The sequence below is a fragment of the Chryseobacterium fluminis genome, assembly GCF_026314945.1.
GTDB classification, from domain to species: domain Bacteria; phylum Bacteroidota; class Bacteroidia; order Flavobacteriales; family Weeksellaceae; genus Chryseobacterium; species Chryseobacterium fluminis.
This window is the reverse complement of sequence record NZ_CP111121.1, coordinates 975,565-989,378: the sequence shown is the minus strand read 5'-3', so window position 1 is coordinate 989,378 and position 13,814 is coordinate 975,565. Positions and strand designations below refer to the sequence as shown.

Genomic DNA, 13,814 nt, shown 5'->3' with positions numbered 1-13,814 from the left:
AATGAAACAACTATGTTGTGGTCAGAAACTCGGACAGTGCAGCATTCAGCTGATCCGGATGAGTGACGTTTAATCCGTGCGGCCCACCTTCGACAATAATAAATCTGTTATCTGCAATTCCTTCTGCTGCCTGCTTTCCGGCTGTTTCAATGGGAACAATATTATCCTTGTCGCCGTGAACGATCAGGGTCTTCACATTCACATTTTTCAGCTCCTGACGAAAGTCGGTATCAGCCCAGCTCTCTGCACATTTTACAGTGGCAATGGCATTGGCATTGGAAGAAATACTCCAGTCAAAATCCAATTGTTTCTGGCTTACAGGCTGGCTTAAAAAACCGTAATTGTAAAAGTCTTTATGAAAAGATTCTAAAAAAGTGACTCTTTCTTTTTTCAGGCTTTCCAGAATCGTATCCAGTTTTTCCTGCGGGACACCTTCAGGATTGTCATCTTTTTTCTTTACTAAAGGAATGATGGATGAAATCAAAGCAACTTTATCAATGTTTTCAGAACCGTAATTGGTCAGGTAACGTACAACTTCACCTCCTCCCATGGAAAAGCCGAAAAGAATAGCATTCTTAAGTTCCAGCTGCGTGATGAGATCATGTAAATCTGCTGCCAGGCTGTTGTAATCATAACCGTCTGCAGTAGGGGTAGATTTTCCGAACCCCCTTCTGTCATACGTAATCACCCGGTAACCCAGGTTTAGAAGTACCGGAATCTGAAGTTCCCACGATTTTCCGCTCAGAGGCCATCCGTGGACTAAAATAATGGGCTGGCCGGTTCCGAAATCTTCATAATAAATCTGAACTTTTTTTTCGGTTTCTTTTGTAATGTAAGGCATATATTTTTTTTTTTGGTGTCCTACATTAACACAAATTTTAAGCCACGAAAGTCTGCCTGTAGATTAGAGAATTAAATATCAGAGGTGTTTTCAGATCCAATTCAGGCATAATGAGATCCAATTTTCATATTTTTATTAAAATGTCTGTAACATTTTCCGGGTATTACAACTAACATGACAGAGCCTTAAGAAACCATGACGCCATCAGAACAAGAATTCTTAAATAAAATCGAAAAACATAAAGGAATCATTTTTAAGATTTCCAAGATGTACATGGATGAGAAAGATGACCGCGATGATCTTTTTCAGGAGATCACATATCAGGTATGGAAGGCATATCCAGGATTCAGAGGTCAAAGCGAATTTTCGACCTGGCTATACAGAATAGCATTAAATACAGCCATTGTCTTTCTGAAATCTGAAAAGAAAAGGAGCTTTATAGGAAACGAAGATTTTTCCAACTACAAAATAATTCAGGACGAATATGATCATGAAAAAGAGGAAAAACTGGATACAATGTATAAAGCCATTAATCAGTTAAATCCCATTGATAAAGCTTTTATTTTCTACTATCTTGAAGATTTCCCGGGCAAAGAAATTGCCGGACAGATGGGTATTTCAGAAGGGAATGTACGGGTGAAAATGAACCGCGCCAAAAATAAACTGAAAGATATTTTAAACTCAAAATAAATACTGACCTTTAAAACGACAACAATGAATATAGATGAACTTAAAAATATATGGAATGATGACATTTCGCACGAAACCCCCGAAATCAGCATGGAACATAAAAATAAAATCAATCTTCCCCTGGAAAATATGCGTAAGAACATGCGTATGGAATTCTGGTCTACCTTAGGTATATTTATCTTTGCATTTGCTCTGGTCAGCCTTTGTGAAGCCCCTTTTAAATTTAAATTTTATATCGATATTTTATTAATATCAATGGGAATCGTCACTTTTTTCTTTTTCAGTAAATTTTTCAGACTGTACAAGGAAATGAGTAATCCTGTTTTAAAAACATATGATGCACTCAAAGATCTTCTGCAGCAGCTTAATCTTAATAAGCAGTATTATCTGTCTTTTTATCTGAGCTTTGTTCCGTTTCTGGTCTGCGAACTTATTATTGTGATCGAATGTCTTCCGCACAGACAGCCGCTTTCGGATATGCGTATTGCCACAACGCTGATCTCTGCAGTATTAATAGGTCTGTTTGGATTATACCTGGTCGGAAACTTATGGTTTAGACATTTTTACGGGAAACATATTACCAAAATTCAGAATTTACTGACTGAACTGGAAAAATAACATGCTTTTCGGCGGGCTGAAAGCCCGCCGAAAAAATTTCAAACTTTCTAAAACAAAACACGACGTCTTTTAATTGAAGACAATAACCACATCGTTTCTACTGAAGATAATAAGCAGGAAATTCCCTTATTATAGAATAAAGATCTCTCCATTCAAAATAAAACGGACTTACGCTGCTCACACTTTGCATTCCCTTCTCTCTAAACAGCTTCCTGGTTCGGGTCACATGAAAATACTGGGAGACTACAATAATACTGTTGAAATGAAGCTTTGATCTGAGCTTAATAGTATTTGTAACCGTCGCTCTGGTATTGTTACCTGTATTGTCTACAGAAATTAAAGAATCGGGAATTCCCCTGGAAATGAGAAATTCTTTCATTTTATCTCCTTCATAATAGCCCTCTTTCCCTAATCCTCCGCTCACTAAAATCCTTCTGATCCGATGATCGTTATAAAGGCTGATGCCGCTTTCAAGCCGCTTTTTCAATCTGGAAGACAAGGTTCCGTCCTCATTCACTTTACTCCCGAGAATGACGGCCAGATCAGCATTCCGGCCTTTATCAGAAAGTCCGTCAGCGGTTATATAGATAGAATGAATGAAGAACCATAATGCGACTACGGAGAGGAGCAGTATAAAACACCGGAAAATAATTTTTATCATGCCTTATCTACTTATGCTTGTTTTTTTATCTCTGTCGATTTCATTTTTTATCCATTCCAGCTGGGGATCCTTTTTTTCGATAATATCCTGCATGGTCTCCCGGATGGTCACATCGGGCATGACCCCTCTTTTTGAGTTTGAAAATTGTATATTGGGCTGAACTAAAACAAGTCCGATCGGTAAATTAATATGAGAATTTGGAAGTTGCTGGTAGGAATAGAAACCTGCCACAGTACCGTCATTAGCGCCTCCGGTCTCTTCGCCCACGAGTGTTACCCTTTTATCATTTTTCAGCTTCGCCGTAATAATAGATGATGCTGAAAAGCTTCCTCCGTTGATCAGAACAAAAATCTTTCCGTTAAAAACATTTTTCTTAGGTTTTTGAAGTTTACCGGCCTTCATTTTATAATAAACTTTGCCGTCTTTCTTATACGTACTAAAGGTCTGTGCTACAACAAACGTAGGATAAAAGATACTTTTCAGGGCATAGTCCAGAGGATTGCTCTTTCTGAAATAATTAGTTCTTAAAGGACTGAATTTTGAGGTCACTTCCGAAGGTTTTATCAGAACATAAGGTTGGGGAGAGAGATAGGAATATAAATTATTGATTTCATCCAGGGCTCCTCCGTAGTTATCTCTGATATCAATAATCAGGTAGTCCGATTTTGAATTTTTGATCTTTTCAAAACTTTCCTTATAAAATTTTCTGGAATAATCACCGGAAAAACTTTTCACTTTTATATAAGCTACCGTGCTGTCCCGATCCAAAAACTTAAAATTTCTGTTGTAAGTATTGGTGAAAGCAACATAGTCATTCAGTTTCTTCTCTGAAGTTCTTTTTTCCTGCGCTTTATTTTCCTGAACATCTTTTTCGGATTTGATCTCTCTCTGTAAAGTAACGGTTTTTATCCGACCTTCATAAAGCGTTTCTATTTTGGCGCTGTTCATAAAGCCATTTTCGGCAGTATAAAAATTAAAGAATATATCTTTCAGGAAATAGGGTTGAAAAGTAGTATTGAATCCATCACTGCTGATTAATCTTCGGTATTTTTTTACATATTCCGAAGCCGGAATGTTGTTGATAGATAAAACTTCCGTTCCGGGCTTTATATCTTCGATAGAATCCTTATTTTCTACAATATATAAATGATCATCCTGCACGAAATATCCAAAACGGCTGAACATCCCTTTCCTGGCATCTAACGATTTGATTTCTCTTCTGGTCAGTTTCCTTCTCGGAATTCTCAACGAAAGATGTCCCTCCCTGATATTGGCAATAACAGGCTGGAGTTTAAAATAAAACTGAATAGGAGTGAGCGGCTCGTGAATCGTTTTTTTCAGGCTGTCAAACTGGTGATCCAGTTTTTCTTTAGAAATATACCAATACAGCCTGGGATGCATCTCTTTCAGCTTAGTATACGTAAAATCCACGTCCTTCTTCAGCTCTTCAACAGAAATACAGGAGGTTCTTTGCTCATTATGTTTCCTGACAGATGAACAGGAAGCCAGCAACAGAATAAAAAATAAAAGTGAATAATTATTTTTCAAGATTGTGATTTTTTGTCGTGCAAAATTAATAAGATTAAACAATTCTTTCATGAAATTGATGATAAAATTCTTCAGAAGGTCCTATAAATTTACTTAAAAATAAAGGTTTAATACTTTCAGATCGTCATATAATATTAAAGTTATAAATTTAAACCAATTTTGTAAACATGATATACGCCATTATCGCCATCCTGGCTTTAGGATTTTTATTATATATTGTAATCACGGGACAGCCTGCGTTCGGAGCACAACCCAAAGGAAAAAGATTGGCGAGAATGAAAAAATCTCTGCATTATAAAAACAATCAGTTCCAGAATCTCAGTTATACACCGTCTGTAGCAGAAGGTCACAGTATGCCGGAGGTGATGTATGACTTCTTTTTTAAGAAAAAAGATCCCTATCTGAAGCCTCACAAAAACGTTCCGGCAATTCATACGGATCTTAAGGCTATTCCGAAAGATCAGGATGTTTTTATCTGGCTCGGCCACTCTTCATATTATATTCAGACCGATGGTGTTTCTTTTCTTATAGATCCTGTTTTAAGTGCGTATGGTTCACCTTTCAAATATTTTAATAAAGCATTTGCCGGAGCGGATGTTTTTAAGCCTGAAGATATTCCCGCTTTAGACTATCTTGTGATTACGCACGATCATTATGATCATCTTGATTATCCCACTGTGAAAGCCATCAGAGAAAGGGTCGGGAAGGTAATCTTACCGTTAGGTGTAGGAGCGCATCTTGAAAGATGGGGATATTCTGAAAGTCAGATTATTGAGGAGGAATGGGGTGATAAAGCAGATCTTAAAAACGGGATCATCATAATTTATACCCCCGCAAGACATTTTTCCGGCAGAAAAATCAGCAGAAACCGGACGCTCTGGACGTCCTATGTTCTGGAAACACCTACAAAAAAGATATTCTTAGGAGGCGACAGCGGATACGATACTCATTTTAAAATGATTGGTGAACAATACGGTCCATTTGACTATGCCATTATTGAAAACGGACAGTATAATGAAGCATGGAAATATATCCACGCATTGCCGGAAGACGTTATTCAGGCAAGCCTGGATGTGAACGCCAGAAATATTATTCCCGTACACTCTTCAAAATTTGCATTGGCATTACATCCCTGGAACGAGCCACTGAAAAAAGTGACAAGCCTTGGAAAAGCGAAAAACCTTCATGTCCTGACTCCCATGATTGGTGAGCCCGTAGATTTAAACAAAAGAGATCAGGTGTTTTCTGATTGGTGGGAAGATGATTATTAATTCAGGCATGCCAGATGTCTTTATACCGCACAGGATGATTTTCAAATTGCTGCCTTACAAAATCACATTCCGGATCTACCAGTAAGTCTTTTTCCTCGGCATAACGCACGAGCTCGTCCAGAAGCATCTTGGCGTAGCCTTTGCCTTCACGTTCTTCGTCGAGTTTGGTGTAATAAACGGTCAATAGTTTACCATCAATTTCGATTGACATATAGCCTGCTTTTTTTTCATCAATTAACATCTGCAACTCATCCTGATATGGAGATACTTCAAATTTTATATTTTCCATAATGATTGGGATTTGATTAGTTATTCTATTGGTGTTCAGAATTATGATGTGAAATTCTATCTTAAAATTACAAATTTAAAATCAAATTCGAAGATTAATTATCCTGAAAAATAAATTTTATGAACTGTATCAGAGAAACACTAATCATTACCTGTTAATTCGCATGTTAAGCTATGATAATGACTTCTGTTATGAGATGCAGATGAAACTTGTAAAAATAAGTTGTAATAATGATAAAATCTCCGTAATATTTTTAGCATCATGAGAGGTTTTCAGACGTATTGGCATTTAAATTGGAAAATCAATAGTAATTAATTTAAAATTACGACGACATGAAAAAGATATTCATCACAGCACTCCTTATAGGAACTTTTACTTTAAGTTATGCACAGTCAGATTATTATAATGATTACAGAAGAAGCATTTCGGATATTAACTGGCAGACGGTCATCGGTGATTTAATATTATCCAAGACTCAGGCCAGCCAGATCTTTGCTTTAAATGACCGGTATGACGACTATAATTCATGGAATAAAACATATGGTCATAATCCTGACCGCTGGCGGGAGGACCGATACGCACAACTGGAAAATATTTTGGGAAGAGAGAAGTACCAGAAATTTAAAACAAAATATTATAAAGGTCAGAATCCTGTAGCAGTTTACAACCGGAATAAAAATAATGACACTGGAGATCAGCAATGGAATAAAAAGGGCAACAAGCATCATTCTAAGCAGAAAAACAAACATCATTAATCAATTTAAGGGACCATATTAAATGAATGGCTGATCAGACGATCAACTTTTCTGTTTATTTCTCTATTCGGGAATAAAAAATTCAGCAAGCCGCTAAAAATTCTCTTCGTTCACCCGAAAAATCTCATCTGTTATAAAAATCGCAGGTAATGCCGGTTTCATAAGCTGATCATATTATTATCAGCAGCCATTATTTTTTTTGAAAGTATTGTTTGAATTTTATAATTTTGTAACATGGAATCTAACGAAACAGTTAAAGGTTTTTATCAGCGTGTAGGCCTGCAATGTATAAAAACACCCGGAGTAGGGCATTTTAATGTGTTTTCACGTGAAAATTGTTCTTTAATTACCCCTTACAGCAGAAGAGATTATTATAAAATCTCATTAATCATAGGAAAAGGCAAGCTTCATTACGCCGATAAATGGATTAATGTAGACCGTCCGGTACTGTTATTTTCCAATCCTGTCATTCCGTACTCCTGGGAAGCAGATGATCCTGACCAGACCGGTTTTTTCTGCCTTTTTACAGATCAGTTTGTGCATGAAGGAAACCGCTTGGGCAACCTTCAGGATTCACCGGTTTTTAAAATAGGAGGAACTCCGGTTTTCTTTATTAATGAAGAACAGCAGAAGACGGTGGCAGATATTTTTATTAAGATGATGACTGAAATTCAGTCCGATTACTTACATAAATATGATATGCTCAGGGCCTATCTGCATCTTCTCATTCACGAAACCATGAAGATACAGCCGGCAGAAAACTTTGAGCCTTATCAGAATGCATCACAGCGTGTTGCTTCTTTATTTATGGAACTTCTGGAAAGACAGTTTCCGATAGACAGTCCGGAAAGATTTCTTAAACTGAAAACTCCTACTGATTATGCTGATCATCTTTCTATTCATGTCAACTCGCTCAACCGTTCTGTCAAGGAGATTACGGGGAAAACGACAACACAGCAGATTACTTCGCGGATCATCCAGGAAGCCAATGCCCTGTTGAAACATACAGACTGGAACGTATCTGAAATTGCCTATGGACTGGGATTTGAGGAGCCTGCCTATTTTACCAATTATTTTAAAAAGCAGACGGGAATGACCCCAAATACAGTCAGAACCTCACTTGTTTGAATTTTATAATTCTTCGTTTGAATTCTATATTACATCCGAAGAATTCCTGTTATAATTTTGTCCTGACAATTTAAAACCAAAAATCATCATGAAATTTAGAAAATTAGGAAACACAGGAAAGCAGCTGTCCGCTATTGGTTTGGGATGTATGGGGATGAGTTTTGCTTACGGGCCTGCAGACGAGCAGGAGAGCATCAGCACCCTTCATAAAGCGCTGGATCTGGGCGTCAATTTCTGGGATACTGCCGATATGTATGCCAATGGCGAAAATGAAAAACTCATTTCAAAGGTTTTAGTACCCAATCGGGATAAAATTTTTATTGCCACCAAATTCGGCTTCAGATTCAAAGATGGAACACCAGGTCACAGCGGGGCTCCCGGAACTTACTTTGACGGATCGCCGGAATGGATTAAAAAAGCGGTAGACCTGAGCCTTCAGAGATTAAAAATCGATGAAATAGATCTTTATTATGCACACCGTGTTGATCCGAATGTGCCTGTTGAAGAGACGGTAGGAGCAATGGCTGATTTGGTAAGGGCAGGAAAAGTAAAATACCTGGGATTATCAGAAGCGTCTGCTGAATCCATCAGGAAAGCTAATAAAATTCATCCGATTACAGCATTACAATCAGAATATTCGATATTAACCAAAGATGTTGAAAAAGAAATTTTACCAACGATCAGGGAACTCGGAATTACCCTGGTTCCGTATTCGCCGCTCGCAAGAGGTCTTTTTGCCAATATCCATGAAGTACAGAAGCTCGGAAATGACGACTTCAGAAAATCGTTACCACGATATCAGGAAAAATATTTGGAGAATAACAGAAATCTGGCCAAAGAAATTAATGACTTTGCAGCTTCCAGGGGAGTCAAAGGAACACAGATGGCTCTGGCCTGGGTCCTGAATCAGGGAGAAGATATTATTCCGATTCCCGGGACAAAAAGAATTACATACCTGCAAGAAAATATTGCAGCCACTGATATTGAACTTTCACAGTCAGATTTGGATACCATCGATGCGATTCTAAAAAAATACCCGGATACCGGGGAGCGGTACAGTGAAGGTTCTATGAAATTAGTCAATAATTAAAATAAAAATAAGCTTCCTGAATAATTTCAGGAATTCATGAAAAGATTGAATGACAGGAATGAAAACTCTCAAAGAAAAAAATCAGTTAATAGCCACGGTTCTGGCTTTTGCCGTTATTCCGATGTCGGGATTGGCAACGGATATCTACTTACCGTCGATGCCGAGTATGGCAACAGAATTACATCAGCCGGAAAGCAATATTCAGCTTACACTCTCCATTTTTTTAATCAGTTACGGACTGACCCAGTTTTTTGCCGGAAGCATTGTCGATTCTTTTGGTAGGTACAGGGTTTCTATGGCATCACTGGCTCTGTTTGTAGTCTCTTTTTTAATTACAGCGACCACTCAGAATATTTTCGTGATCTATGCCATGAGGGTTTTGCAGGGAATTTTATCAGGATTTGCTGTCGTTTCAAAAAGGGCATTTTTTGTCGATGTGTATGAAGGAGAGGAACGGAAGCATTACCTTAGTATTATGACGATCGTGTGGTCGGTCGGGCCTATTGTCGCTCCGTTTATCGGGGGATACCTCCAGAAAATCTTCGGATGGCAGTCTAACTTTTATGTTCTGGCAGCATACAGCTTACTGCTTCTGATTCTTGAATTTTTATTCTCCGGGGAAACGCTGAAAAAAAGAAATCCTTTTCATATTGAATTCCTGATGAAAGAGTATGAATCGATGTTTAAAGCGAAAGATTTCTTTTACGGAATGCTGATGTGCGGATTGAGTTACTCCATGATCATGTTCTTTAATTTATGCGGATCATTCATTATTGAACATAAAATGGGGTATTCGGAAGTTGTTGCAGGTTACGTTTCATTAATTCTGGGATTTGCCTGGATGACGGGCGGATTCTTGGGAAAAGCATTAATTAATAAAGCATTTCTGCCGAAGATCCGTTATGCCAATTTTATTCAGTTGATTTTAATTGTTGTAATGTTTTTGGCCTCTTATTTCTCAAATAATATTTACAGTCTGGTAGCCTTTGCCTTTCTGATTCATGTGACCGCAGGGTTTATTTTTAATAATTATTTTTCCTACTGTATCGGAAGATTTCCGAACTCTGCCGGAATTGCCGGTGGTCTTACCGGAGGAGTCGCCTTTATTATCACCTCAGCGATCAGTTACGGTATCGTTGCAATACTCAAACCTCAGGTTCAGTTGCAGGTGGCAGAAGGCTATTTTGTGCTGGGAATATTGGGGCTGTTTATTTTAAGCATGATTAAATTCAGAAAGGCACATGCCTGATTAATCTTACAAGTTTATATTTTAATACATATTTTCATCATAAATCCTCCCGGAGAAAAAGGGGAGGATTTATTTTTTAACATAAGAAAACTGAAAAGTTGATATTTGTTTTTATGAGAGACGATAGAATAAGATTTTTACTTTAATCTGTATTAAGTTTCTTCAAAATCAATTCCTGATGGTATATTTTCAGGAAATCCTGCCGCTGTAAGTTCACTCTGTAATGTTTATATTCAAGCCGGGAAGGAGATTGAAAATAATGAGTCTGACCTGGTCGTTTTGAAACGAAAAACTAAATATGCTGAGCATGTCGAAGCCTATTTATGAGTCGATATCCGGTTTAAATAAGAATTTAATACAGATCGATTTAAACTCAGTAGATTTTTAACCTGGTAAAGTATGGCAATTTATTATTAAGAGACAAAAAAGGCTCCTTTTTAAAAGGAGCCTGCATTTATATCAGAATTGAAATTAAATTCCGTCAATGATTTCATTTAATACAGTACTTGGCCTCATGGCTGCATACGTTTTGTAAGTATCCGTTTTGAAGTATCCGTCAATCTGTTGAGGTTTACCCTGCGCACCGATTAATTCAGCATTGATGACTTCTTCATTTTCCTTCATCGCTTCTGCAATCGGAGCAAATTGTTTAGCCAGTTCAGCATCAGCTGTCTGATTCGCCAACGCTTCAGCCCAATACATCGCCAAATAGAAGTGAGAACCTCTGTTATCGATTTGTCCTACTTTTCTTGCAGGAGATTTATCCGTTGCTAAAAATTTGGCATTTGCTTCATCCAGAGCATCAGCCAGAACCTGGGATTTTGTATTCCCCTGAGTTTGTGCCAAATGTTCCAAAGAGGCCTGTAAAGCAAGGAATTCACCTAGAGAATCCCATCTTAAATAACCTTCCTCAATAAACTGCTCGACGTGTTTTGGAGCAGAACCTCCTGCACCTGTTTCAAATAAACCACCGCCGTTCATCAGCGGAACAATGGAAAGCATCTTGGCAGAAGTTCCGAGCTCAAGAATAGGGAAGAGATCCGTTAAATAATCTCTCAGTACGTTTCCGGAAACAGAAATCGTATCTTTTCCTTCTCTTGCTCTTTTCAATGTTTCGGTCATGGCATCTTTTACATCGAGAATCTTAATGTCAAGTCCGTTTGTATCGTGATCAGCCAGATATTTTTCTACTTTTTTAATGATCTCTCTGTCGTGCGCTCTGCCTTTATCTAACCAGAAAATAGCAGGCGTATCAGATAATCTTGATCTGTTTACGGCTAATTTTACCCAATCCTGGATCGGAGCATCCTTAGTCTGGCACATTCTGAAAATATCTCCTTTTTCTACTTTCTGAGAAAGAAGAACGTTTCCTGCTTCGTCCTGAACTTCAATTGTTCCTTCATCAGCTGCCTGGAAAGTTTTGTCATGAGAACCGTATTCTTCAGCTTTCTGAGCCATCAAACCAACGTTCGGAACAGAGCCCATCGTGGTAGGATCCAATTTTCCATGCGCTTTCATATCATCAATAACAGACTGGTAAAATCCTGCATAAGAACGGTCCGGAATGATACAAACCGTATCTTCTTCTTTTCCTTCCTTGTTCCACATTTTTCCTCCGCCTCTTACCAAAGCTGCCATAGAAGCATCAACGATGATATCGGAAGGCACGTGGAAATTGGTAATTCCCTTATCAGAGTTTACCATCGCCACTCTTGGTCCGTTGGCTAAAGCAGTCTCAATATCCGCTTTAATATCCGCTTCCTGGGCATTTCCTTTGATTTTATCGAAAAGATCAGCTAAACCGTTGTTGGGATTAACATCTAAGGACTTGAAAGTATCTGCATATTTGGTGAAAACCTCTTTGAAGAATGTTTCTACGATTGCTCCGAAAATGATCGGATCAGAGATCTTCATCATCGTCGCTTTCAGGTGAGCAGAAAGAAGGACGTTTCTGTTTTTTGCCTCCTCAATAGCCTGCTGGACAAAAGCTCTGAGTGCATTTAAATTCATTACAGAAGAATCGATCACTTCTCCGGCCTGAAGACCTGCAAAATCTTTTAATAAATTTTCGGCACCATCATTTCCTTTGAAAACGATTTTATATTTTGTAGCATTTTCCAGCGTTGTCGAAGTCTCAGTCCCGTAAAAATCTCCGTTGTCCATATGAGCAACGTCGGTTTTACTGTCTGAAGCCCAATCTCCCATTCGGTGAGGATTTGCTTTTGCATAATTTTTAACAGCTTTTGGAGCACGTCTGTCAGAGTTTCCCTCTCTTAATACCGGGTTTACGGCACTTCCCAATACTTTGGCATATTTCGCCTTAATAGCTTTCTCTTCCTCATTTTTAGGCTCTGCAGGATAATTGGGAACTGCGAAGCCTTTAGATTGCAATTCGGCAATAGCTGCATCCAACTGAGGCGCTGAAGCTGAAATATTGGGTAATTTGATAATGTTTGCATCCGGTTGAGTTGCCAGCTGGCCTAATTCAGCCAAAGCATCACCGATCTTCTGATCATCTTTCAAAAATTCTGGGAAGTTTGCTAAAATTCTTCCTGCCAAAGAAATATCCGGAACTGCGATCTCAATATTAGCTGATTTCGTAAAAGCTTTTACAATCGGTAAAAACGAGTGTGTTGCCAACATTGGAGCCTCATCCGTAAGGGTGTAATAGATTTTTGATTTGTCTGACATTATACTGTTATTTATTATTTGATTTTTAAAGTCCCACAAATTTAGTGATTAAGATTCTTTTTTCAACTTATTTTATATAAAAAAAGAGGCCGATGCATCTCCAAACTGAATTTAAATCACTTTCTTTTCCTGTACTGAAAGACGATCCGGAGATTGTAGCAGATGATCGGCTGTTGGAAAATGACTCTGTGCCTGCCGGACTGCCGGGGTGATATAAGCATTGATGTAAGCGAATGCTCCAAATTATAGTATGGACCATAAATTCATCTACGCAGACTTCAGTGTTTTATTTTCGTTTTAAGAATTATTTAACCATTTATTGATAAGATAATTTTCTATTTTGATTAAATTTGAAAAACATTAAAAAATTATTTATGTCAAATATTACATTAAAAGGAAATCCGGTAAACACTATTGGGAATTTACCAACCATAGGAACTACAATCAGAGATTTTGCTCTGGTAGATTCAGCATTAAATGTAAAAACGCTGCAAACTTTCGACGGAAAGAAAAAAGTGTTTAATATTTTCCCAAGTATTGATACGCCTACATGTGCCTCTTCAGCACGAAAATTCAACGAAGAAGCATCCGCACTTGAAAATACGGTGGTCATCAACGTTTCTAAAGATTTACCATTTGCTCTGGGAAGGTTCTGCGCTGCCGAAGGACTGGATAACGTAGAAACACTTTCCGATTTCAGAAGCAGTTTCGGAGATGACTATGAACTTACCATTGCAGACTCTCCGATGAAAGGATTGCTGAGCCGTGCGGTTATTGTAACGGATGCTGATAATAAAGTAGTTTACACGGAGCAGGTTTCAGAAATTGGTAATGAGCCGAATTACGAAGCAGCTTTGTCTGCCCTGAAATAAACGGGAATAAAATTTAAAAAGCCTTGCAGAATTTTATTTTGCAAGGCTTTTTTTTTGAAATTGATGAATGATTGCGTTAAAATAATGATCATCAAGAGATACACTGAAATC

13 protein-coding genes are annotated in these 13,814 nt (G+C 38.0%); 8 read left to right on the top strand and 5 right to left on the bottom strand.

Annotated features, from left to right (window positions below):
• Positions 1-10: 10 nt before the first annotated feature.
• A complete protein-coding gene (locus tag ODZ84_RS04525; protein ID WP_266175811.1) occupies positions 11-841 on the bottom strand; it encodes an alpha/beta fold hydrolase in 831 nt (276 codons plus the stop codon).
• 195 nt (positions 842-1,036) lie between these two features.
• On the opposite strand from ODZ84_RS04525, the gene ODZ84_RS04520 reads away from it, so the two are divergent.
• Complete coding sequence (locus ODZ84_RS04520; protein WP_266175810.1) at positions 1,037-1,531, top strand: RNA polymerase sigma factor; 495 nt, start codon at positions 1,037-1,039, stop codon at positions 1,529-1,531.
• 24 nt (positions 1,532-1,555) lie between these two features.
• Positions 1,556-2,149 carry a hypothetical protein gene (locus ODZ84_RS04515; RefSeq protein WP_266175809.1) on the top strand — a complete coding sequence of 198 codons (594 nt, stop codon included), beginning with the start codon at positions 1,556-1,558 and terminating at the stop codon, positions 2,147-2,149.
• A gap of 97 nt (positions 2,150-2,246) precedes the next feature.
• On the opposite strand, the gene ODZ84_RS04510 is transcribed toward ODZ84_RS04515, so the two are convergent.
• Together ODZ84_RS04510 and ODZ84_RS04505 are read right to left on the bottom strand one after the other, a co-directional pair.
• A complete protein-coding gene (locus ODZ84_RS04510) occupies positions 2,247-2,810 on the bottom strand; it encodes a YdcF family protein (RefSeq protein WP_266175808.1) in 564 nt (187 codons plus the stop codon).
• Positions 2,811-2,813: 3 nt separating this feature from the next.
• Positions 2,814-4,358: a S41 family peptidase gene (locus tag ODZ84_RS04505; RefSeq protein WP_266175807.1), complete on the bottom strand. Its 1,545-nt coding sequence runs from the start codon at positions 4,356-4,358 to the stop codon at positions 2,814-2,816.
• A gap of 167 nt (positions 4,359-4,525) precedes the next feature.
• Here ODZ84_RS04505 and ODZ84_RS04500 point away from each other — a divergent pair, with 167 nt between their 5' ends.
• Entirely contained in the window at positions 4,526-5,629 is a 1,104-nt protein-coding gene (locus ODZ84_RS04500; protein WP_266175806.1) for an MBL fold metallo-hydrolase, read from the top strand.
• 1 nt (position 5,630) lies between these two features.
• Here the strand turns inward: ODZ84_RS04500 and ODZ84_RS04495 are convergent, their stop codons facing one another.
• Positions 5,631-5,918 (bottom strand): GNAT family N-acetyltransferase, encoded by a 288-nt coding sequence (locus ODZ84_RS04495; protein ID WP_266175805.1) that lies wholly within the window; start codon positions 5,916-5,918, stop codon positions 5,631-5,633.
• A gap of 332 nt (positions 5,919-6,250) precedes the next feature.
• Here ODZ84_RS04495 and ODZ84_RS04490 point away from each other — a divergent pair, with 332 nt between their 5' ends.
• From ODZ84_RS04490 to ODZ84_RS04475, 4 genes are all read left to right on the top strand, one after another.
• Entirely contained in the window at positions 6,251-6,673 is a 423-nt protein-coding gene (locus ODZ84_RS04490; RefSeq protein ID WP_266175804.1) for a hypothetical protein, read from the top strand.
• A gap of 234 nt (positions 6,674-6,907) precedes the next feature.
• Positions 6,908-7,801, top strand: coding sequence for a helix-turn-helix domain-containing protein (locus ODZ84_RS04485; protein WP_266175803.1), 894 nt, complete (start codon positions 6,908-6,910; stop codon positions 7,799-7,801).
• Between the two features lie 88 nt (positions 7,802-7,889).
• Positions 7,890-8,891 (top strand): aldo/keto reductase, encoded by a 1,002-nt coding sequence (locus ODZ84_RS04480; RefSeq protein ID WP_266175802.1) that lies wholly within the window; start codon positions 7,890-7,892, stop codon positions 8,889-8,891.
• Between the two features lie 58 nt (positions 8,892-8,949).
• Entirely contained in the window at positions 8,950-10,140 is a 1,191-nt protein-coding gene (locus ODZ84_RS04475; protein ID WP_266175801.1) for an MFS transporter, read from the top strand.
• 471 nt (positions 10,141-10,611) lie between these two features.
• Here the strand turns inward: ODZ84_RS04475 and ODZ84_RS04470 are convergent, their stop codons facing one another.
• On the bottom strand, positions 10,612-12,831 hold the full coding sequence (locus ODZ84_RS04470) for an NADP-dependent isocitrate dehydrogenase (RefSeq protein ID WP_266175800.1): 2,220 nt from the start codon (positions 12,829-12,831) through the stop codon (positions 10,612-10,614).
• A gap of 374 nt (positions 12,832-13,205) precedes the next feature.
• Here ODZ84_RS04470 and tpx point away from each other — a divergent pair, with 374 nt between their 5' ends.
• Positions 13,206-13,703, top strand: a complete 498-nt coding sequence (tpx, locus tag ODZ84_RS04465) for a thiol peroxidase (protein ID WP_266175799.1) — start codon at positions 13,206-13,208, stop codon at positions 13,701-13,703.
• Positions 13,704-13,814: the final 111 nt, after the last annotated feature.